Annotated in this window: 21 protein-coding genes; 15 read left to right on the top strand and 6 right to left on the bottom strand. The window is 66.6% G+C overall.

Features of this window, described 5'->3' with window-relative positions; genetic code table 11:
- Position 1: 1 nt before the first annotated feature.
- Both MJ602_RS08675 and MJ602_RS08670 read right to left on the bottom strand, forming a co-directional pair.
- Positions 2-1654, bottom strand: coding sequence for a methyl-accepting chemotaxis protein (locus tag MJ602_RS08675; RefSeq protein ID WP_243020373.1), 1653 nt, complete (start codon positions 1652-1654; stop codon positions 2-4).
- A 251-nt stretch (positions 1655-1905) separates the two neighbouring features.
- Positions 1906-2487, bottom strand: coding sequence for a chalcone isomerase family protein (locus MJ602_RS08670; RefSeq protein WP_162014968.1), 582 nt, complete (start codon positions 2485-2487; stop codon positions 1906-1908).
- Positions 2488-2841: 354 nt separating this feature from the next.
- Between MJ602_RS08670 and trpE the strand changes: the two genes are divergently transcribed.
- The 9 genes from trpE (at position 2842) to MJ602_RS08625 (ending at position 9901) form a co-directional block, all read left to right on the top strand.
- Entirely contained in the window at positions 2842-4341 is a 1500-nt protein-coding gene (gene trpE, locus MJ602_RS08665) for an anthranilate synthase component I (RefSeq protein ID WP_162014969.1), read from the top strand.
- On the top strand, positions 4338-4670 hold the full coding sequence (locus tag MJ602_RS08660) for a chorismate mutase (RefSeq protein WP_243020372.1): 333 nt from the start codon (positions 4338-4340) through the stop codon (positions 4668-4670). The genes trpE and MJ602_RS08660 overlap by 4 nt, the downstream gene beginning before the upstream one ends.
- On the top strand, positions 4667-5239 hold the full coding sequence (locus tag MJ602_RS08655; RefSeq protein ID WP_243020371.1) for an aminodeoxychorismate/anthranilate synthase component II: 573 nt from the start codon (positions 4667-4669) through the stop codon (positions 5237-5239). Before MJ602_RS08660 ends, MJ602_RS08655 begins: the two co-directional genes overlap by 4 nt.
- Positions 5240-5262: 23 nt before the next feature.
- Positions 5263-5898: a LysE family translocator gene (locus MJ602_RS08650; protein WP_243020459.1), complete on the top strand. Its 636-nt coding sequence runs from the start codon at positions 5263-5265 to the stop codon at positions 5896-5898.
- 22 nt (positions 5899-5920) lie between these two features.
- On the top strand, positions 5921-6955 hold the full coding sequence (gene trpD / locus MJ602_RS08645) for an anthranilate phosphoribosyltransferase (RefSeq protein ID WP_243020370.1): 1035 nt from the start codon (positions 5921-5923) through the stop codon (positions 6953-6955).
- A 170-nt stretch (positions 6956-7125) separates the two neighbouring features.
- Positions 7126-7266, top strand: a complete 141-nt coding sequence (locus tag MJ602_RS08640; RefSeq protein ID WP_243020369.1) for a hypothetical protein — start codon at positions 7126-7128, stop codon at positions 7264-7266.
- Positions 7259-8059, top strand: coding sequence for an indole-3-glycerol phosphate synthase TrpC (gene trpC, locus MJ602_RS08635; RefSeq protein WP_243020368.1), 801 nt, complete (start codon positions 7259-7261; stop codon positions 8057-8059). Before MJ602_RS08640 ends, trpC begins: the two co-directional genes overlap by 8 nt.
- Before the next feature lie 58 nt (positions 8060-8117).
- Positions 8118-8840 (top strand): uracil-DNA glycosylase, encoded by a 723-nt coding sequence (locus tag MJ602_RS08630; protein WP_243020367.1) that lies wholly within the window; start codon positions 8118-8120, stop codon positions 8838-8840.
- Between the two features lie 53 nt (positions 8841-8893).
- The gene (locus MJ602_RS08625) at positions 8894-9901 is read left to right on the top strand and encodes a GGDEF domain-containing protein (RefSeq protein WP_243020366.1); all 1008 of its coding nucleotides are present in this window, start codon (positions 8894-8896) and stop codon (positions 9899-9901) included.
- Between the two features lie 180 nt (positions 9902-10081).
- Here MJ602_RS08625 and MJ602_RS08620 read toward each other — a convergent pair whose 3' ends face one another.
- Positions 10082-10555 carry a hypothetical protein gene (locus MJ602_RS08620; protein ID WP_243020365.1) on the bottom strand — a complete coding sequence of 158 codons (474 nt, stop codon included), beginning with the start codon at positions 10553-10555 and terminating at the stop codon, positions 10082-10084.
- A gap of 138 nt (positions 10556-10693) precedes the next feature.
- On the opposite strand from MJ602_RS08620, the gene MJ602_RS08615 reads away from it, so the two are divergent.
- The 4 genes from MJ602_RS08615 to MJ602_RS08600 all read left to right on the top strand — a co-directional run bounded on the left by MJ602_RS08615 (position 10694) and on the right by MJ602_RS08600 (position 12213).
- Positions 10694-11293 (top strand): DUF2975 domain-containing protein, encoded by a 600-nt coding sequence (locus MJ602_RS08615; protein WP_243020364.1) that lies wholly within the window; start codon positions 10694-10696, stop codon positions 11291-11293.
- Between the two features lie 11 nt (positions 11294-11304).
- Positions 11305-11532 (top strand): helix-turn-helix domain-containing protein, encoded by a 228-nt coding sequence (locus MJ602_RS08610; RefSeq protein ID WP_162014978.1) that lies wholly within the window; start codon positions 11305-11307, stop codon positions 11530-11532.
- Positions 11533-11573: 41 nt separating this feature from the next.
- Entirely contained in the window at positions 11574-11945 is a 372-nt protein-coding gene (locus MJ602_RS08605; protein ID WP_243020363.1) for a hypothetical protein, read from the top strand.
- Between the two features lie 115 nt (positions 11946-12060).
- Positions 12061-12213, top strand: coding sequence for a hypothetical protein (locus MJ602_RS08600; protein ID WP_243020362.1), 153 nt, complete (start codon positions 12061-12063; stop codon positions 12211-12213).
- Between the two features lie 71 nt (positions 12214-12284).
- On the opposite strand, the gene queA is transcribed toward MJ602_RS08600, so the two are convergent.
- Both queA and MJ602_RS08590 read right to left on the bottom strand, forming a co-directional pair.
- Positions 12285-13397, bottom strand: a complete 1113-nt coding sequence (queA, locus tag MJ602_RS08595; RefSeq protein ID WP_243020361.1) for a tRNA preQ1(34) S-adenosylmethionine ribosyltransferase-isomerase QueA — start codon at positions 13395-13397, stop codon at positions 12285-12287.
- A 63-nt stretch (positions 13398-13460) separates the two neighbouring features.
- Complete coding sequence (locus MJ602_RS08590) at positions 13461-14741, bottom strand: cyclic di-GMP phosphodiesterase (RefSeq protein WP_243020360.1); 1281 nt, start codon at positions 14739-14741, stop codon at positions 13461-13463.
- Positions 14742-14839: 98 nt separating this feature from the next.
- On the opposite strand from MJ602_RS08590, the gene recG reads away from it, so the two are divergent.
- Positions 14840-17020: an ATP-dependent DNA helicase RecG gene (gene recG / locus MJ602_RS08585; protein WP_243020359.1), complete on the top strand. Its 2181-nt coding sequence runs from the start codon at positions 14840-14842 to the stop codon at positions 17018-17020.
- On the opposite strand, the gene MJ602_RS08580 is transcribed toward recG, so the two are convergent.
- Complete coding sequence (locus tag MJ602_RS08580) at positions 17010-19787, bottom strand: bifunctional diguanylate cyclase/phosphodiesterase (RefSeq protein ID WP_243020358.1); 2778 nt, start codon at positions 19785-19787, stop codon at positions 17010-17012. The genes recG and MJ602_RS08580 overlap by 11 nt on opposite strands.
- A 118-nt stretch (positions 19788-19905) precedes the next feature.
- Here MJ602_RS08580 and MJ602_RS08575 point away from each other — a divergent pair, with 118 nt between their 5' ends.
- Positions 19906-20871, top strand: coding sequence for a LysR substrate-binding domain-containing protein (locus tag MJ602_RS08575; protein WP_243020357.1), 966 nt, complete (start codon positions 19906-19908; stop codon positions 20869-20871).
- The last annotated feature ends 230 nt before the right edge of the window (positions 20872-21101 follow it).

Here is a 21101-nt window from a genome sequence, read left to right as displayed (position 1 = left end):
GTCAGGCCGCCAGGCGGCGCTGCGCACCGTGGCCCGGCAGTGTGGTTGGCGCAGGCGTGGGCGCAGGCGCCGCTGCTTGCTCCATGCGGCTGCGTGCCGCAGCGCTGCTGCCCGTGCCCGTGTGGAACACGGACATGGCCTGTACCAGTTGCGCCGCCTGGTTGCGCAGGCTGTCTGCGGCGGCAGCGCTTTCCTCGACCAGCGCGGCGTTCTGCTGCGTGGCCTGGTCCATCTGGGTGATGGCCTCACCCACCTGGGCCACGCCCTGGCTTTGCTCGCTGCTGGCGGCGCTGATCTCGCCCATGATGTCGGTCACGCGGCGAATGGCGCCCACTACCTCCTGCATGGTGGCGCCTGCGCGGTCCACCTGCGCAGAGCCGGCCTCCACTCGCTCGGTGCTGGCGCTGATGAGTTGTTTGATTTCCTTGGCCGCTTCGGCGCTGCGTCCGGCCAGCGAGCGCACCTCGCTGGCTACCACGGCAAAGCCCCGGCCCTGCTCGCCGGCACGGGCGGCTTCCACGGCGGCGTTGAGCGCCAGGATGTTGGTCTGGAAGGCGATGCCGTCGATCACGCTGATGATGTCCGCAATCTTGTTGCTGGCCGCGCTGATGCCCTTCATGGTCTGCACCACCTCGGCCACCACCTCGCCGCCCTGCTGAGCCACGCTGGAAGCGTTGACCGCCAGTTGGTTGGCCTGGCGCGCGTTGTCGGCGTTCTGGCGCACGGTGGAGCCCAGTTGCTCCATGGATGCGGAGGTTTGCTCCAGCGCGCTGGCCTGTTGCTCGGTGCGTGCCGACAGGTCGTTGTTGCCCTGGGCAATTTCGTTGCTGGCGGTGGCCACGCCTTCGGCGTTGCGGCGCACGTCGCACACGATGGATGCGAGCTTGGCCTGCATGTGGGCCAGGGCCTGCAGCAGTTGACCGGTCTCGTCACGGGCCGTGGTGGACAGCGGCTGGGTCAGGTCTCCGTCGGCGATCTTCTCGGCGGCGCGCATGCCCTGGCGCAGCGGGGTGACGATGGAGCGCGTCACCATCCAGGCCATGAAGGTGCCCAGCGCAATGGCCGCCAGGGCGCCCACGCCCAGCAGCGTCTGGCTGGCGCTGGCCATGGTGGCCGTGTCCTGCTGGCTGGCGCTCAACTGGCTGGCCATGAAGGAGCGCAGCGCGTCCAGTGCCTGCAGGTACTTGTTGGCCAGGGGGCGCAGTTGCTGGTCCACCATGGCGGGAATGGTCGGCTCGCCGCCACGGTGCAGTTCGCGGATCTCGGCCAGCTTGGCGAGGTAGGTGTCACGCGCCGTGGCGATGTCGGCCAACAGTGCCTTGCCGCGGCTGTCCTGCACCAGTTCCTCGATGCGCTTGACCTTGCCCTCGGTGGCCGTGGCGGTGGTCTTCATCTCGTTGGTGAGTTGTTCCATGTAGGCCGTGTCGATGGCCTTGAGGAAGGCTTCGGTACGCACCCAGTTCAGCCGGATGTCCGAGGCCCAGTCTTCCACCAGCGTGCGCTGTTCGATCTCGCGCGTGGCCACGCGTTCGCTGGCGTCCTTGAGCACGCCGATGCGCCACATGCCGCCCAAGGCAATGATGGCAGTGATCAACAGGATGACGCCAAAACCCAGGCCCAGACGGGGGCCGACGCGGAGGTTGCTGAAATTCATGGTGGTCTCGGATATCGGGTATTGGGTAACGATGGAGCAGACAGGCGTGGGCGGCTGGAGCATGTGTCTCCTGCCTGGAACCTCGCTGGCGCTGGGGCTGGGCGTCTGAGGGTCAGCTTATCGGGGCGAGGAGGTGCGTGCTATTCGCGCAATCCTCTATAAAGTGTCGACCAGGCGACACCTCGGCCACGCACCAATGAAAAGACCTGCCGCATGGACAGGTCTTGGTGCTCAGGACTGTGGCTGGAGCATCACTTGGCGCCCAGCATGGCGTCCTTGAGCTTCCAGTCGGCAGGGTTCTGGCCAAACCAGATCGACATCAGCGCCTTGAAGAAGGCAGGGTCCTTGAAGGGTTCGGACTGCAGCTTGCCTTTGGCCCAGATGCTCAGGCCCTTGGCGGGGTCCCATTCCAGCGCGCACACATCGCCGGGGGCAAAGGACTTGTTGGCGGCAAAAATCTCGCCCATCTTGATCATTCCCGGAATGATCTTGGACATCTCCGCCTTGCTGGTGTTGTCCTCAATGCCCCGGGTGAGCAACTTGCCGAAGTCGGCAGAGTTGATCTCGCGCAGGAAGGTCATCGTCAGGCGTTTGGGACCAGGGGCCGCGAGCAGTTCGTCCAGCGACTTCACGGGCTGCGTGGTGTACAGGTCGCCCACATACACCTTGAACGGCCCTTTGTAGCGGATGCCTGCGCCATTGAGCTGGAGTTTGGTGTCCGCGATGGTGATGCTGTCTTCCAGCTTGATGCCGGAAATCTCCACGGCTGCCAGCGACGCCGAGGCCCAGCATAGGCCGGTGGCAAGAAAAAGGGCGTGCAGTGCTTTGCGCATAAAGATCCTCACGAAAAAGAACGAGCGTTCGCTTAATGAAACAAATTGTGCCCATCTGGGGGAGGGCGCGCATCAGGGTTTCCATGGGGGAGCGGCTCCTGACCTTGCGCTCTGGGGGCGACTGGACGCAACCGCATTTGCTACACTGCACGCATGTTCATCCACCGCGTGTTCATCACAGGTCGCAGCGACCGGGGAGCCTGGCCCTGGCGCAAGCCTGTCTGCCTGAACACCTGACCGGCACCCGGGAGCCTCCCGGCGTGCACCCTGGGCCCCGCAGCGGGCCTGACCCATGAACTGCGGTGCGCTCCCATCCAACGGGAAGCCGCCCCGCCCGAGCAGGGAGCCTCCCCCGTGATCACCGAACTTGAATTTCAAAGCCTTGCGCGCGAAGGCTACAACCGCATTCCGCTGATCGCGGAAGCCTTCGCCGACCTGGAAACCCCCTTGTCCCTGTACCTCAAGCTGGCGCACACGCGTGACGGCGGCAAGTACAGTTTTTTACTCGAATCCGTGGTGGGGGGCGAGCGTTTTGGCCGCTACAGCTTCATCGGCCTGCCCGCACGCACCTTGCTGCGCTCGCGTGGCTTTGGCGCCGATGCCGTCACCGAGGTGGTGACCGACGGCCAGGTGGTGGAGAGCGCGCCTGGCAACCCGCTGGACTTTGTGCAGGCCTACCAAAAGCGCTTCAAGGTCGCCCTGCGTCCCGGCCTGCCGCGCTTTTGCGGCGGCCTGGCGGGCTACTTCGGCTACGACGCGGTGCGCCATATCGAAAAGAAGCTGGAGCACACCTGCCCGCCCGACACCCTGGGCATGCCCGACATCCTGCTGCTGCAATGCGAGGAGTTGGCCGTCATCGACAACCTCTCGGGCAAGCTCTACCTCATCGTCTATGCCGACCCAGGCCAGACCGAGGCCTATGCCCGCGGCAAAAAGCGCCTGCGCGAACTCAAGGACCAGCTCAAATACTCGGTGAGCGCCCCGGTGGTCAAACCCACGGAAAGCCACCCCGCCCAGCGCAGCTTTGCCAAGCAGGACTACCTGGCTGCCGTGGAGCGCGCCAAGGAACTGATCGCGGCAGGCGACTTCATGCAGGTACAGGTGGGCCAGCGCATCCACAAGCGCTTTGAGGCCTCGCCGCTGTCGCTCTACCGCGCATTGCGCTCGCTCAACCCCTCGCCCTACATGTACTACTACCACCTGGGCGACAGCCATGTGGTGGGCGCCAGCCCCGAGATTTTGGTGCGCCAGGAAAGTACGCCCGAGGGCCAGAAGGTCACCATCCGGCCCCTGGCAGGCACGCGCCCGCGCGGTGCCACGCCCGAACTGGACAAGGCCGCCGAGATCGAACTGGTGAACGACCCCAAGGAACGCGCCGAGCATGTGATGCTGATCGACCTGGCGCGCAACGACATCGGGCGCATCGCCAAGACCGGCAGCGTGAAGGTGACGGAGGCTTTCGTGGTGGAGCGCTACAGCCATGTGATGCACATCGTGAGCAACGTCGAAGGCTTGCTGCACGACGGCATGACCAGCATGGACGTGCTCAAGGCCACCTTCCCCGCAGGTACGCTCACTGGTGCGCCCAAGGTACATGCCATGGAGCTGATCGACCAGCTCGAACCCGTCAAGCGCGGCGTGTATGGCGGCGCCTGCGGCTACCTGAGCTACGCGGGCGACATGGACCTGGCCATCGCCATCCGCACCGCCATCGTCAAGGACGGGCAGCTCTATGTGCAGGCCGCCGCAGGCGTGGTGGCCGATTCCGTGCCCGAGATGGAGTGGCGCGAAACAGAACACAAGGCCCGCGCCCTGCTGCGCGCCGCAGAACTGGTAGAGGAAGGACTGGAATGAACCGCGCGATCGACAACACCCAGCACTGCACCACCATGGAAGACGTGCGCCGTCACATCGACGCCCTCGACGACGTGCTGGTGCCCCTGCTGGTGACCCGTGGCGGTTACATGACGCAGGCCGCGCGCATCAAGAACGACGCCAACCAGGTGCGCGACGAGGAGCGCATCGAGGCCATCGTGGCGCGCGTGCGCGCCCGTGCGGCCCAGGAAGGCGGCCAGCCCGACGTCATCGAGGCCATCTACCGCAGCATGATGGAGGCCTACATCGCCTTCGAACACCGCGAATTCGCGCGCCTGCGTGCGCCTTCGCAAGGGAGCCAGCCATGAAGCTCTTGATGATCGACAACTACGACAGCTTCACCTACAACATCGTCCAGTACTTCGGTGAACTGGGTGCCGATGTGGAGGTGTTCCGCAATGACGAGATCACCATCGAGGGCGTCGCCGCGCGCGCACCTGATCGCCTGGTGATCTCGCCCGGCCCCTGCTCTCCGTTGGAAGCTGGTATCTCGGTGGCTGCCATCCAGCACTTTGCCGGCAAGCTGCCCATCCTGGGCGTGTGCCTGGGGCACCAGAGCATTGGCGCGGCCTTTGGCGGCCGCATCATCCGCGCGCAGCAACTCATGCACGGCAAGACCAGCGTCATCACCACCACGCAAAAGGGCGTGTTCGCTGGGCTGCCCGCGCAGTTCACGGTGAACCGCTACCACTCACTGGCCATCGAGCGCGCGAGCTGCCCCGAGGTGCTGGAGATCACCGCCTGGACCGAGGACGGCGAGATCATGGGCGTGCGCCACAAGGAGCTGCCCATCGAGGGCGTGCAGTTCCACCCCGAGAGCATCCTCACCGAGCACGGCCACGCCATGCTGCGCAACTTCCTGGAGCAGCGGTCGTGAGCATCGAGACGCACCAGCTGCTGATGTTCATCGCCGCTGGCTGGCTGCTCAACCTCACGCCAGGGCCGGACGTGCTCTACATCGTCTCGAACGCGCTGCGTTCGGGCACGCGGGTCGGCATCGTGGCCGGGCTGGGCATCACGGCGGGGTGCTTCGTACACGTCTTCGCCGCGGCCGTGGGCGTGGGGGCGCTGCTGGCCACCTCGGCCACGGCGTTCACCGTGCTCAAGTGGCTGGGCGCCGCCTACCTGCTTTGGATGGGTGTGCGCATGCTGTTCTCCCGCGCCGGGGGCGGCAATGGTGCCGCCATCGCCGCCGCGCAGGCCGCACCGCAGCAGGCGGTATCGCTGCGCGGCGTGTTCCTGGGCGGGTTCTGGACCAATGTGCTCAACCCCAAGGTCGCCATCTTTTTCCTCGCCTTCGTGCCGCAGTTCATCGCCCCCGCCACCGAAAACAAGGCCCTGGCCTTCGTGCTGCTCGGGGTGCTGTTCAACGTGAACGCCATTCCTGTGAATGCGCTGTGGGCGCTCGCTGCCTCGTGGATGGCGCGGCGCGTGGGCGCCGTGCAAAAGGGCATGCACTGGCTCGATCGCGTGGCGGGCGCCATGTTCATCGGCTTCGGACTCAAGCTGGCCTTCACCGAGCAACCCAGCGCTTAATCGACAGAGGAGACTTACCGTCATGTCCATCACCCCCCAGGAAGCGCTGCAGCGCACCATCGAGCACCGCGAAATCTTCCATGACGAGATGCTGCACCTCATGCGCCTGATCATGGGCGGAGAGATGTCGCCCGTGATGATGGCAGCCATCATCACCGGCCTGCGCGTGAAGAAGGAGACCATCGGCGAGATCACCGCTGCAGCGCAGGTGATGCGTGATTTTTCCACCAAGGTGCATGTGCAGGACACCACGCACATGGTGGACATCGTGGGCACGGGCGGCGACGGGGCCCACACCTTCAACATTTCTACCTGTGCCATGTTCGTGGCCGCCGCTGCCGGGGCCAAGGTCAGCAAGCACGGTGGGCGCAGCGTCTCCAGCAAGAGCGGCAGCGCCGACGCCCTGGAAGCGCTGGGCGTGCACATCAACCTCAAGCCCGAGCAGATCGCGCAGTGCATCGCCGAGATCGGCATCGGCTTCATGTTCGCGCCCAACCACCACCCTGCCATGAAAAACGTGGCGCCCGTGCGCAGGGAGCTGGGCGTGCGCACCATCTTCAACATCCTGGGGCCGCTGACCAACCCGGCGGGCGCGCCCAATATCCTTATGGGCGTGTTCCATCCCGACCTGGTGGGCATCCAGGTGCGCGCGCTGCAACGCCTGGGCGCCGAGCATGCCGTGGTCGTCTATGGCCGCGACGGCATGGACGAAGTGAGCCTGGGCGCCGCCACGCTGGTGGGTGAGCTCAAGAACGGCGAGATCACCGAGTACGAAATCCACCCCGAGGACTTCGGCCTGCAGATGGCCAGCAACCGCGCACTTAAGGTCGAAACGCCCGAGCAGTCGCGCGACATGCTGCTGGGCGTGCTGGCGGGCGATACGGGTCCCGCGCGCGAAATCGTGTGCCTCAACGCCGGTGTCGCGCTGTACGCCGCCAACGTGGTGCCCACCATGGCCGAGGGCATTGCCCAGGCGCGCGCCGCCATCGACGCGGGCGCGGCAAAAGCCAAGCTCGATCAGCTCGTCACGCGCACGCACGCGCTGGCGGTGGCCTGAGATGGAGAACAACCCCCTGCGCCGCTGCGCGGCTTCCCCCTTCTCTCACGCTTCGCGTGGGAAGGGGGACAACGCCAGCGCGGCGGGGCGGCCCTTGCGCGGCGTCTGCTGGTCTCGGCCGCGCCGGTCTCATGGGCCACGAATGGCGCACAACGCCATGGAGCACTGAGGTGTGGCAAGACCCTGGCCTGTGGATTGCGCTGGGTGTCTCGGCGCTGTTCATCGTCGTGGGCGTCGCCATGCACCGCGTGTTCGTCAAGATTCTGAAACAGCCCCCTGCAGGGGCCGACAAGGCAGCTCCCCATGAGTGACATCCTGAACAAAATCGTCGCCGTCAAGCACGAAGAAGTGGCCGCCGCGCAAAAGCGCCTGTCCCTGGCCACCATCCGCCAGGACGCCGAGAGCCGCGTGCTCACGCGCGACTTCGAAGGCGCGCTGCGCGCCAAGATCGCCAAGGGCCAGGCGGCCGTGATCGCCGAGATCAAGAAGGCCAGCCCGAGCAAGGGCGTGATCCGCGCCGACTTCATTCCCGCCGACATCGCCCAGAGCTACGCCGAGGGCGACGGCCAGGTCAGCGCGGCCTGCCTGTCGGTGCTGACCGACAAGCAGTTCTTCCAGGGCAGTGTGGACTACCTCAAACAGGCGCGCGCGAGCTGCCAGCTCCCCGTGCTGCGCAAGGACTTCCTCGTGGACCCGTACCAGGTGTATGAGGCCCGCGCCATGGGGGCCGACGCCATCCTGCTGATCGCCGCCTGTCTGGATGACGCGCAGATGGCGGACTTCGAGGCCATCGCGCGCGGCCTGGACATGGCCGTGCTGGTGGAGGTGCACGACCGCGCCGAGCTGGAGCGTGCGCTCAAGCTCAAGACCCCGCTGGTCGGCATCAACAACCGCAACCTGCGCAGCTTCGAGGTCACGCTCGACACCACGTTGGGCATGCTCAAGGATGTTCCCAAAGATCGCCTGCTGGTCACCGAGTCGGGCATCCTCACACCGGCCGACGTGAAGACCATGCGCGACGCGGGTGTGCACGCCTTCCTGGTGGGCGAGGCCTTCATGCGCGCGCCGGAGCCCGGCCTCGAACTGGCCAAGCTCTTTGCTTGATATTCAAAATTGATAGCTGCTCGCGCTTTATGGATAAGCGCTGGAGGCCATTTTGACCATGAATGATCCGCAGAGCGCCCCCACGCTGCTGCTCAGCGCCGACCCGGCCGACTGGCCCGTGGCGCCGGGCTGGCAGCCGCTGGTGCAAGATTTCTTCGCCAGTACGGCTGGCCATAGGCTGCTGGGCTTTCTGCAGGCGCGACTCGATGCTGGGGCCACCATTTTTCCGCCGCGCCCTTTGCGCGCGCTGGAGCTGACTCCGCCCGAAGACGTGCGTGTGGTCATCCTGGGGCAAGACCCCTACCATGGTCGGGGCCAGGCCGAGGGGCTGGCGTTTTCGGTGGCGCCCGGCGTGGCGCTGCCGCCTTCGCTGCGCAACATCTTCAAGGAACTGCAGCGCGACCTGGGCACACCAGCGCCCGCCTGGCCGCAGCCCGGCGGCAGTTTGGTGCAATGGGCGCGCAACGGCGTGCTGTTGCTCAACACCACGCTCACGGTGGAAGAGGGCCGCCCCGCCAGCCACGCGGGACAGGGCTGGGAGCTGCTGACCGACGCCGTCATCCGCCACGTGGCCCAGGGGCCGCGGCCGGTGGTCTTCATGTTGTGGGGCTCGCACGCGCAAGGCAAGCGCGCCGTCATTCCACAGGACCGAGGTCACCTGGTGCTGTGCGCCAACCACCCCTCACCGCTGTCGGCGCTGCGCCCACCCGTGCCTTTCATCGGTTGTGGGCACTTTGGTCAGGCGCGGACGTTTCGGTTGCAACAAGAGGGCGGCCGGTAGTATCGTTTCTCCGCGCGGGGACGGTTCTCCGCGCAGACTCTTCAGGTGACGCCATGGATCCGCTGCTTTCGCGCCTTTCCGATTCGCTGGCCAGTGCGCGGTCGCTCGAAGATCTGGCGCGGCCCTTGCTGGAAATGCTGGAGGAAGTCACCCGCATGGAGGCCACCTACCTCACGCGGATCGACTTTCAGCAGTCCTTGCAGCATGTGCTTTATGCGCGCAACTCCAGGCAATTGGAGATACCGGAAGGCCTGGCCGTGCCCTGGGGAGACACCCTGTGCCGCCGAGCGCTGCAGGAAGGACGCTTCTTCACACAGGATGTACCAGCGTGCTGGGGCGATTCGGAAGCGGCGGCCAGCCTGGGCATCCAGACCTATGTGAGCGTTCCTGTCAACCTGTCGGATGGCGTGGTGTTCGGAACGCTGTGTGCTGCCAGTTCTAAAGCGGCGCATCTGCCGCAGCACGCTGAGAAGGTGTTGCGCCTGTTTGCCAAGCTCATTGCCCAGCAGGTGGAGCGCGAGCAGTTGCTCCAGGCCCTGCAGCAGCGCAATGCGCAGCTTACCGAGATGGCCTTGGTCGATTCCTTGACCGGCGTGCCCAACCGCCGCGCCCTGTACCAGGAGCTGGAGCGCCTGCTGGCCTGGGCGCGGCGCTCGGGGCGCAGCGTGATGGTGGCGTATGTGGATCTGGATGGGTTCAAGCAGATCAACGACCAGCACGGCCATGAAGCGGGCGATGCGCTGCTGTGCGCAGTGGCCCGCCAGCTGCAGGCCGTGCGCCGCGAGAGCGACTATCTGGCCCGCATGGGGGGCGACGAATTCGTGTTCACCGGGCTGGGCCCGGCCAGCGGTCAGGACGGCACCGAGGCCATCGCAGGCCTGCACCAGCGGCTGGAACGCGCGACAGCCTGCCATGTGGTGCTGCCATCGGCCGCCAAGCTGGACTACCCCGGCGCCAGCATCGGCGTGGTGTGCCTGGATCCCACCAGTTGCACTGTAGATACGGCGCTGCGGCGCGCCGATGCGGCGATGTACGCGGTCAAGAAGCTGCGGCGCAAATGACCCCGCTGAACGGCGGAAATGTCAACCGGGCTGTTGCCCAGAAAGTTCCCCCGCTGCGCCGCACACGGGAAATCGCTGCTTCAGCTCGGCGGCAGACATGGTCTCGGTCAGGTCGATGTTGCGCACGATGGGGATGTACTCGCCCGGCTCGGAAAAGCGGATCAGGGTAGTGATGGCCTGTCAGGTGCCTGAGGCTTTCTGGCAACCGGCCAGCTCTACGCCCAGGGTCAGTTCGCGCTTGCCGTCGTCCGTGCCCTTCCAGGCCATGGCGCGTGTACGCAACGCCTGGAGTCGGGGCAGGGCGGCGGGGTCGATACGCCACAGGTGCACGGTGGACTGGGGGCTTTCGTGCTCGATGAGAGGGCGCATGTCCGCACTGCTGTGCAAGGCCTGCAGCGGGAGCTTTTCTTCCAGCCGCTCGGTGGTGTGGGCGCCGTTGGCAAGCCGCAGTTGACGCGATACCGCGACGGTCAGGACGGCACCATTGGGTGCCAGTTGCAGGCTGGGGCTGTGCACCACGGCGGCGCGCAGGGCGGCGGGCTCCAGCGTTTCCAGCGAGAGCTTGCGCAGCTTCCATAGCGACGAAACGGGCACGCTGCCGCAGCCTGCCAACAAGACGGTGCAGGCCAGGGCCATGGCGCAAAGCCGATGCATGTAGCGCTGAGGCGAATGGGCTGGGTATGTGGATGGCTGGCTGTGGGCCGGTGGGTGAGGTACGTGTGGCATGGTAAAAATTTCTGCTTTGCGATATATTATTATTGTTTTACAGAAATTATCTATGTACTTTTTGCCATGACCTCTTCAAGCTCCATCGCGGTTTCCCCGGTGCACACACGGGGTTTTCAACGCCTGGTCTGGGCTTTGCTGGTGACCAGTTGGGGCATTGCCTTGCTGTCCCTGGGATTGTCCTTGTCACGCTGGGCGGCCATCGGCCATGCCGGGGGCTGGGTGGACTGGTTGCCCATGCCGGTGCTGCCGGTGCCCGCTTTGCTGGCTGGTTTGCAGCCGCCCCTTGCCATGGCGACGCACTGGCGCTGGCTGGGCGCCGCGCTGGAGTGCATTCCTGGCCTGGCGCTGTTCTATACCGTGGGCTGTGTGCACCGTATCTGCCGTGCCTTTTTGGCGGGGACCGTGTTCGGTCCTGAGGTGGTGCGCGGGTTCCGGGGCCTGGGCTGGGGCTTTCTGGCCCTGCTGGCAAGCTCGCTGGTGTACCAGGCGTCGGTCACGGCCTCGCTTTCCTGGCTGGCTTCGGGCCAGAGCGGCGGCCTGGTGGTGCTGGGCCTGGGGTCGTTTGAAATCAGTGTGCTGGTGGTGGGGCTGATGATGCTGTTGCTGGCCCGCGTGCTGGCTGAGGGCGGCCGCCTTCAGGCCGAGGCCGATGCCTTTGTGTGACGGAGCAGCGCATGGGCATTGTTGTCAAGCTGGACCAGATGCTGGTGTTGCGCAAGGTGAAGTCGCGTGACCTGGCGGCGCATGTGGGCATCACCGAGGCCAACCTGTCCTTGCTCAAAAGCGGCAAGGTCAAGGGGGTGCGCTTTGAAACCCTGGCCGCCATTTGCGAATACCTGCAGTGCCAGCCGGGCGACCTGCTGGAGTGGGTGCCCGGTGGCGAGGACGGTGCGGCACTGTGAGGCCGGAGGCCAGCACCCGCCGGTGGGGCGCTGCTGTGGGCTTGTCCTTGCTGCTGCATGCGTTGGCGCTGTCGTGGTGGTGGGGGGCGGCGCGCAGGCCCTTGCATGCGATGTCCGGTGCGGCCTTCCAAGCACCGGCGGGCCGGGCGCCTTCCATGGTGTGGATTGCCACGCTGCCACCGCTGGCGCCCAAAGAGGCATCTGCCGAACTGCATGCGCAGGTTGCTGGTCTGCAGCCTGCACCCAGCGTGCGCACCGCGCCAGCACGCAAAAAGCAGGCAGTTGCCGTGCCCGCCTTGGCCGCCGCGGTCGCGGCGCCGCCTGCCGTCGCACCTCAGGCCGAGGCCCCACTGGCAGCGCCCGCACCGCAGGCCATGGCTTCCGAGCCTGCCAGGCCCTTGCTGGGGGGCTGAAGAACTGCGCAGCGCTGCAGGCGGAACCAGTGCGCAGGAGCGCCAGCAGGCGCGCATTGTTCCGCACCAACGCTGGACAGCCGACGCCGCAAGCAACGGCGCAGCGGGTGGGGACATGCGCCTGACCGAGCAGTACGGCGCCGGGGGCGTGCGGGTCACGCGGGTGCAACGCGGTGCGGCGGTGTATTGCGTGGAGGCGCCTTCTGCCAACCAGCCGCCTGCCATGGGTGCGGCGCCGCGCATCGTGTTGCCGCGCAACTGCTCCTGAGCAGCACAGGCACGGCCTGCACCGTCCAAGGGCTCTTGATGCTATAGATTTGATAGCTATTTGTGCTTGTTTTATGAGCCATAGCGGCTCAAAAGCATTGCATCCCCATAGCTGAAGAAGCGATACTCCTGCGCAATGGCGTGGCGGTACAGGGCCATCACCTGTTCATAGCCTGCAAAGGCACTTACCAGCATCATCAGCGTGCTTTTTGGCAGGTGGAAGTTGGTCACCAGCAGGTCCACCACCCGGAAGCCGAAGCCGGGGGTGATGAAGATGTCCGTCTCGCCCGTGGTCTGGCCGCTGCGCGCCCAGGATTCGAGCGTGCGCACGGTGGTGGTGCCCACGGCCACCACGCGGCCGCCGCGCTGGCGGCAGCGTTCCAGCGCGGCCAGGGTGGCCAGCGGGACGTCGTACCACTCGTGGTGCATGCGGTGTTCGGCCAGGTTCTCAGTCTTGACGGGCTGGAAGGTGCCTGCGCCCACGTGCAGGGTGACGCTGGCCGTTTCGATGCCGCGCGCGGCCAGTGCGGCCAGCACGGTGTCGTCGAAATGCAGCGCCGCTGTGGGCGCGGCCACGGCGCCGGGCGCGCGGGCAAAAACGGTCTGGTAGCGCTGGCTGTCCTGGTCGGCGTTGGGGTCGGCGCCGGTGTGCTGCTGGCGTTCGATGTAGGGCGGCAGCGGCAGGTGGCCGTGGCGCTCCATCAGTTCCCAGGGGCTTTCGCCCGTCGGGCCGTGCAGCGCAAAGCGAAACAGAGGGCCGTTGTCGTCGGGCCAGCGCGAGAGCAGCGTCGCGTCAAAACCGCCCTCCTTGCGCCCGCCGGCCATGTGGATGGTGCTGCCGCTCTGCGGCTTCTTGCTCACCTTCATGTGGGCCACGACCTCGTTGCCCTGGCCGCTGGGGAGCACGCGTTCGATCAGCAGTTCCAACTTGCCGCCGCTGGCCTTCTCGCCAAAGATGCGCGCCTTGACGACGCGGGTGTCATTGAAGACCAGCAGGTCGCCCGGCTGCAGCAGGCCGGGCAGGTCCTTGAAGATGCGGTCCACCGGGGGCAGGCTGCGCCCATCCAGCAGGCGCGAGGCGCTGCGCTCGGTGGCCGGGTGCTGGGCAATGCGTTCGGGGGGCAGTGCGAAATCGAAGTCGCTGAGGGTGAAGGCGCGCGGGGCGCTGGAGGGCAGTTCGGTCATCGGGCTTGAGGGCCGGACAGGCCCGTTCCAAGATTGAAAGGGTGCGCAGTGTAACTGCCGGAGCTACCAGGGCTGGCCCCGGATGCCGCTCCACAAAGTGTGGAGGTCGGGGAAGCGCCACTTGTCGGGGTCTTCCCGCGCCACGATCTTGTCGGTGGTGCCCGCGACAGACAGGTCGATGACTTCGGGCGGAATGCGCAGGTCGGATCTGGTGGAGAAAAACACCTTGACCTTGGGGGTGACGAGCGACGCCACGTTCTGCTCCATCACCACGGCGATGCGGCCCGATTCGAGCCGTACGAGTGAGCCGACGGGGTAGATACCAATGCTCTTGACGAAGGCCTGGAACAGGCGCGGGTCCAAGTGGCCCTTGGTCCACTCTGCCATACGGCGGATGGATTCGGCTGGATCCCAGCCGCGCTTGTAGGGCCGGTCGGACGTGACGGCGTCGTACACGTCGCAGATGGCGGCCATGCGGGCAATGGTGCTGAGCTTGTCGTGGCCCAGGCGGTCGGGGTAACCCGTGCCGTCCATCTTTTCGTGGTGGTGCAGGCAGGCGTCGAGCACAGCGGTCTCGACGCCGGAACCCTCCTTGAGCATCTTCCAGCCCTCCAAGGGGTGGCTCTTGACCAAGTCGAACTCTTCGTCGGTGAGCTTGCCCGGCTTGTTGAGCACGGCCAGCGGAATGGCGGCCTTGCCCAGGTCGTGCACCAGTCCGGCCAAGCCAGCGGTGCGGGTCTGGGCGTCGTTCAGACCGATCTGGCGGGCCAGCGCCACCATCAACGCGCACACGGCCACCGAGTGCATGTAGGTGTACTCATCGGCGGTCTTCAGGCGCGCCAGGCTGATGAGGGCACCGGGGTTGCGCGTGACCGAGTCCGAAATTTCCTGCACCAGGCTGGAGGCCGACTCGGCGTCCACCGCCTTGCCCATGCGGGCCTCCTGGAACATGGACACCACGGCCTCCTTGGCCTGGCCGCAGATTTGGGCGGCGCGGTGCAGTTCGGCCTGCGTGGTGGTGGGGCGCAGGTCGCGCATGGGTGGTGGGGGCTTCTCGGGCTCCACCACCTTCAGGGGCGGCATGGCCACCAGTTCGCCAAAGTCCGTCGCTCTGCGGATCTCGTCTTCTTCCTTACTCACCGAGGGCTTGCCTAGGGCGACGTCCTTGCCGCGCGAGATGTCGATCCAGACTTCCTCCACCGCTGTGGCGCGAATGCGCTCCAAGTCCTTGGGATCGGTCAGCACGAACTTGGTGCGCCAGAAAGGGTGATCCATCCAGGAGCCGCAGAACTCCTGCAGGTACATGCCCAGGGTCAGGTCTTCGACTCGGATGCGCTTGAGCATGGTTCGGACAAAGGGGCGAAGAGGAAACAGAAAGACACAGGTCTGCGTCCATGGTAGCCTTTTTCCCCCCCACTGTGTTGATGCACTGCCGTAATCCGATGCCTGCCACCCCCAGTCCCGCCCAGCAAGCCCTGCGCAAGCTGGGGCTGTTACGCGACATCGATCTGGCCCTGCACCTGCCGCTGCGCTATGAGGACGAGACCCGCATCACCCCGCTGCGCAATGCGCGCGACGGCGACACGGTGCAGATCGAGGCCACGGTGACCCACAGCGAGGTGCAGTTGCGTCCGCGCCGCATGCTCAAGGTGATGGTGGACGACGCCACGGGCACCTGCGAGCTGACGTTCTTCAGCTTCTACCCCTCGCACCTCAAGACCCTGGCCGTGGGCGCGCGCCTGCGCATCCGGGGCGAGGTGCGCGGTGGGTTCTGGGGGCGGCAGATGCTGCACCCGGCATTTCGCGTGGCGGGTGGGGAACTGCCCACTGCGCTGACGCCGGTGTACCCCAGCACCGCAGGCCTGCCCCAGCCGTACCTGCGCCGCGCCATTGCCACGGCCCTGCAGCGCGCCGACCTGTCGGAAACGCTGCCCCCCGGCGCCCAGCCGCCCTTGGCGCGATTCATGGGTCAAAATGGCCTGCAACGCCCGTATAGTCTGCGCGAGGCGCTATTTTTTTTGCACCACCCTGCGCCCGATGTGGCCCTGGCCACGCTCGAAGACCACAGCCACCCGGCCTGGCAGCGCCTCAAGGCCGAGGAGCTGCTGGCCCAGCAGCTCACCCAATGGCAGGCCCGGCGCGAGCGCGACCGGCTGCGCGCGCCGGTGTTGCGTGCGGCAGACGCAGGCGCTGCCGCGGCGCCGCTGCACGCGCAACTGCTGGCCCAACTGCCTTTTGCGCTCACGGCCGCACAGCAGCGCGTGGGGGAAGAAATTGCCGCCGACCTGGCCCGCCCCGTGCCCATGCACCGCCTGTTGCAGGGCGATGTGGGCGCCGGCAAGACCGTGGTGGCCGCGCTGGCGGCCTGCCGCGCCATCGAGGCCGGTTGGCAATGCGCGCTGATGGCGCCCACCGAGATCCTGGCCGGGCAGCACTTTGCCAAGCTTGTGGGCTGGCTGGAGCCGCTGCTGGCTGCGCGCGGCCAGCGTGTGGCCTGGCTGGCAGGCGGCCAGAAGAAGAAGGAGCGCGCCACCATGCTGGAACAGGTGCACAGCGGCGAAGCCGCCCTGGTGGTGGGCACGCACGCTGTCATCCAGGAGCAGGTACGGTTCAAGAACCTGGCGCTGGCCATCGTGGACGAGCAGCACCGCTTTGGCGTGCTGCAGCGCCTGGCACTGCGCCGCAAGCTGGCGGAGGGCATCGACGCCGGGCCGCCCCAAGGCGATGCAGCCCCCTCGGGGGGCAGCGACCCGCGCAGCGGCGGAGCGTGGGGGGCCTTGGTGCCCATGGAGCCCCACATGCTGATGATGAGCGCCACGCCCATCCCGCGCACGCTGGCCATGAGCTACTACGCCGACCTGGACGTGTCGGTGATCGATGAACTGCCGCCTGGGCGCACGCCCGTGGTCACCAAGCTCATCGCCGACAGCCGCAAGGACGAGGTGATCGAGCGCATCGGCGCCCAGGTGGCGGCCGGGCGCCAGGTGTACTGGGTGTGTCCGCTGATCGAGGAGAGCGAGGCGCTGGACCTGTCGAACGCCACGGCAACGCACCAGGAGCTGAGCGAGTCCCTGCCCGGCGTGCTGGTGGGCCTGCTGCATTCGCGCATGCCAGCGGCCGAGAAGAAGGCTGTCATGGCGCAGTTCAGCGCCGGGCAGATGGGCGTGCTGGTCAGTACCACCGTCATCGAGGTGGGGGTGGACGTGCCCAATGCGTCGCTCATGGTCATCGAGCACGCCGAGCGCTTTGGCCTGTCGCAACTGCACCAGTTGCGGGGCCGCGTGGGGCGCGGCGCTGTGGCCTCGGCCTGCGTGCTGCTCTACGCCACCAACGACAGTGGCCGCGTGGGCGAGACCGCCAAGGAGCGCCTGCTCGCCATGCAGGAGACCAACGACGGTTTCGAGATCGCCAGGCGCGATCTGGAGATCCGCGGGCCCGGCGAATTCCTGGGCGCACGCCAATCGGGCGATGCGCTGCTGCGCTTTGCCGACCTGGCCACCGACACCGCCCTGCTCGAATGGGCCCGCGCCCTGGCGCCCGCCATGCTGGACCACCACCCTGACCTGGCCCGCCAGCATGTGGCGCGCTGGTTGGGCGGGCGGCAGGACTACCTCAAGGCGTAGGGGTGTCGCCAGGTGTCGGGCCGACCGCCAGGTGGGCTTCTTCCCAGGCCTCGATGGGCATGGGCCGGCCCAGCAGATAGCCCTGGCAGATTTGGCAGCCGTGCTCGACCAGAAAATCCCGGTGGGCAGCGGTCTCCACGCCCTCGGCCACGACTTTCAGCCCCAGCGCATCGCTCATCACCAGAACGGCGCGCACGATGGCGTTGCTGGTATTGTCGATCAGCATGTCGCGGATGAAGGACTGGTCGATCTTGAGCTGGTCGAAGGGCAGGCGCTTGAGGTAGGACAGCGAGGAGTAGCCCGTGCCGAAGTCGTCCAGCGCAAAGCGGATGCCCAGCTCGCGCAGCTGGTGCATGCGTTCGATGGTGGTGTCGATGTCGCCCAGGATCGCACTTTCGGTCAGCTCCAGTTTCAGCCCGCTGGCGTCGATGCGGTGGCGCTCCAGTGCCGAGCGCAGCTGGGCTGCGAAATCGGCCTGGTGGAACTGCCGCGCGCTCACGTTGATGGCCAGGGTCAGGTGGCGTGTGGCGGGGCTGCGCTGCCAGCGGGCGAGCTGCCGACAGGCGGTGTCCAGCACCCACTGGCCCATGGGCACGATCAGGCCGGTGTCCTCGGCCAGCGGGATGAACTCGGCCGGGGAGATGAACTTGCCGTCAGCGCCGATCCAGCGGATCAGTGCCTCGGCGCCCACCACGGTGCCATGCAGGTCCACCTGTACTTGGTAGTAAAGCTGGAATGCCTGGGTCTCGATGGCGTCGCGCAGCGCCATCTCCAGTGCGGCGCGGGCATCCACGGCGGCCTGCATGGGTGCATCGAAGAGCAGCACGGCGTTGCCACCCTCGTCCTTGGCGCGGTAGAGCGCCACCTCGGCCTGTTTGAGCACAGTGTCGGGTGCGGGCATGCCAGCGCCGAAGAGGGCGATGCCCATGCTCGTGGTGGCGTAGAGGCGCTTGGCGTCTTCCAGGTCGTAGGGGGCGGTGAGCGCCTGGTGCACTTTGCGGGCGATGGTCTGTGCCAGGTCGGAAGGGCCGCCCATGTCGGACACGATGATGCCAAAGGTGTTGCTGCCCAGGCGTGCCACGGTGTTGGTCGCGCCGGTGCAGCCCCGGATGCGCCGCGCCATCTCGCGCAGCAGCCAGTCGCCCGTGGCATGCCCGCGCGTGTCGTTGATCTGCTTGAAGCGGTCAATGTCGATCAGCAGCAGCATCCCTTGGGCCGTGCCCTGCGCGCTGGCCTCAACCGCCTGCTGAAGATGCTCGTGCAGCAGCGTGCGATTGGGCAGGCCGGTCAGCGCGTCGTAGTAGGCCAACTGGTGGACCAGCGCCTCCGATTGCTTGCGCTGTGTGATGTCCACCTTGGTGGAGACGTAGTGTGTGACCTGACCTTCCTCGTCGAAGATGGGTGCGATGGTGGCCATCTCCACGTAGGAACTGCCATCCTTGCGGGTGTTGATGAGCTCTCCGCTCCAGACCTTGCCCGCCTTGAGGGCGTCCCACATGGCGGTGTAGGTGGCCGGCGGGGTGAGCCCCCGGTTGAGGATGCGCGGGTTGCGGCCCAGTACCTCCTCGCGCGTGTAGCCGGTGGAGCGCAGAAAGGCGTCGTTCACGTACTGGATATTGGCCAGCGTGTCGGTAATGACGATGGCCTCGGGGCTTTGCTCTACGGCGGTGGACAGGCGGCGCAGATCGACCTCACGTTTTTCCAGCTCGCTGGCCATGTGGTTGATGCCCTGTTCCACTGCCCGCAGCTCGCTCACGTGCGAGAGGCGCCGGATGCGGGTCTGCAGTCGGCCGGCGGCCACGCTGTCGATGGCGGCCGTGATCTGGCCGGTCCAGGCCTCGATCAGGCCGTAGATGTAAAAGCGCGCCGTCAGCACCGACACCAGTGCAATGCCTGCCAGCAGCAGGATGCGCCACCAGAAACCCTGGTCGATGCGCGCCACCGTGCGGTCCAGCGGTGCGCCGATGGCCACCAGCAGGGGCGTGCGGGAAAAGCGCGGCGACCCGACGCCGTACATGCGGCGGTTGCCATCCAGGCCCTCGATCTCGCTGATGCGACGCCCCTCCTGCAGTGCCCGGAGGAACGGGGCCGCGCCTGCGGGCGCCTGCGCCGTCTGGGGCGGGCGGCTGGCCGCGGGGTGGTAGGAGAGCACCGTGCCGGTGTCGCTCAGCAAGAAGGCGTTCCAGCCCTGCGGCAGCTTGAATTCGGCGATCAGCTTGTCGAACCAGTCCAACTGGATGGATGCAAACAGCACGGCCTTGAGTGTGCCGTCGGCATCGCGCACCGGGTAGCCGAACACCATGCCCGGTTTGCCAGAAATGCGCCCTGTGACGAATTCGCCCGAAGTGATGCCCTCGCCGCTCTGGGCTTCCTGGAACCAGTTGCGGTCCGTCACCGACACCCGCGTTTGCCCAGGACTGGCGCTGCAGAACACCGTGCCGTCGGGCAGGGCCGCGCCGAGGTTGGCGAAGTCCTCCATCGATTGCAGCAGGCGCTGGGCCAGGCCGGAGCAGTCCTGGGGGTCGAGCGACTGCAGGTTGTCTGCGCGCGCCATGATCTGGAAGGTCTGGCGCATGCTGCCCAGGGCGGCGTCTTCGGTCAGCCGCGCTGCCGTCAGCATGCGTGACACCTCGTTTTCGAGGGCCACAATGGCATCCTGACGCCGTTCGCGGTAGTCGAAAAAGGCCATCAGGAAGACGGGGAGGCAGGCCATTCCGATGACACCCCACAGGCGCAGGTGCAGTGAGCGGGGTGTACGCAAGGGCATGATGGGTGCATCATAGGAGAAGATGCCTGTGGTTTGAAGCGCGCTTTTCCCTGGCGCGTGAGGGCATGCAGGCCCGGGCGTGGCCGCGAAAGGCCTGGTTCTTTACACTGTCATCCTCATGACCCTCACCGAACTCAAATACATCGTTGCCGTGGCCCGGGAGAAGCACTTCGGCCGCGCGGCCGAGGCATGCTATGTGTCGCAGCCCACGCTGTCGGTGGCCGTCAAGAAGCTGGAAGAAGAACTCGACGTCAAGCTCTTTGAGCGCAGCGCCAGCGAGGTCAGCGTGACGCCGCTGGGCGAGGAGATCGTGCGCCAGGCGCAAAGCGTGCTGGAGCAGGCCGCCGCGATCAAGGAGATTGCCAAGCGCGGCAAGGACCCGCTGGCGGGGGTGCTCACGCTGGGCGTGATCTACACCATTGGCCCTTACCTGCTGCCCGATCTGGTGCGCCATGCCATCAAGCGCACGCCGCAAATGCCGCTGATGCTGCAAGAGAACTTCACCGTCAAGCTGCTGGAGATGCTGCGCACGGGTGAGATCGATTGCGCCATCCTGGCCGAGCCGTTCCCCGACACCGGGCTGGCCATTGCCCCGCTGTACGACGAGCCCTTCATGGCGGCCGTGCCCAGCTCTCACCCGCTGGCGCAGCACAAGAGCGTGTCGGCCCATGAACTCAAGGCCGAAAACATGCTGCTGCTGGGGGCTGGGCATTGCTTTCGCGACCACGTGCTGGAGGTCTGCCCCGAGTTTGCGCGCTTTGCCAGCAATGCCGAGGGCATCCGCAAGACCTTTGAAGGATCGTCGCTGGAGACCATCAAGCACATGGTGGCCGCGGGCATGGGCGTGACCCTCGTGCCGCGCCTGGCGGTGCCGCGTGACGCGCTGCAATCCACGGCCCGCCGCCGCAAGAGCGACGAGCCGCACATCTGCTACCTGCCCATCCGTGAATCCGACGGCAGTGCGCCGCCCATGCGCCGCGTGGTGCTGGCATGGCGGCGCAGCTTCACGCGCTACGAGGCCATCGCCGCGCTGCGCAATGCCATCTACGCCTGCGAGCTGCCGGGCGTTTCGCGCTTGTCTTGATACCAACACCTCCCTGAGCCGCTGCGCGCCTTCCCCCCTCTCTCGAATCGCTGCGCGATTCGGGTGGGGGAACGCTCCCAGCGCGGCGGGGCGGCCCTTGCGCGGGAGCCCTGGCCTGGGCCGCGCCCGTTTCATCCGCTGTGGGTGGCGCGCATGCGCTATGGACAACTGAAGGGTCAGCTCCCGGCGCAGGGTTTTTGGCACTGGGCGCAGGGCGCCTGCGCTACAGT

The sequence above is a fragment of the Simplicispira sedimenti genome (genome assembly GCF_022760965.1).
GTDB lineage: Bacteria > Pseudomonadota > Gammaproteobacteria > Burkholderiales > Burkholderiaceae_C > Simplicispira > Simplicispira sedimenti.
This window is presented reverse-complemented; position numbering and strand designations above follow the sequence as displayed.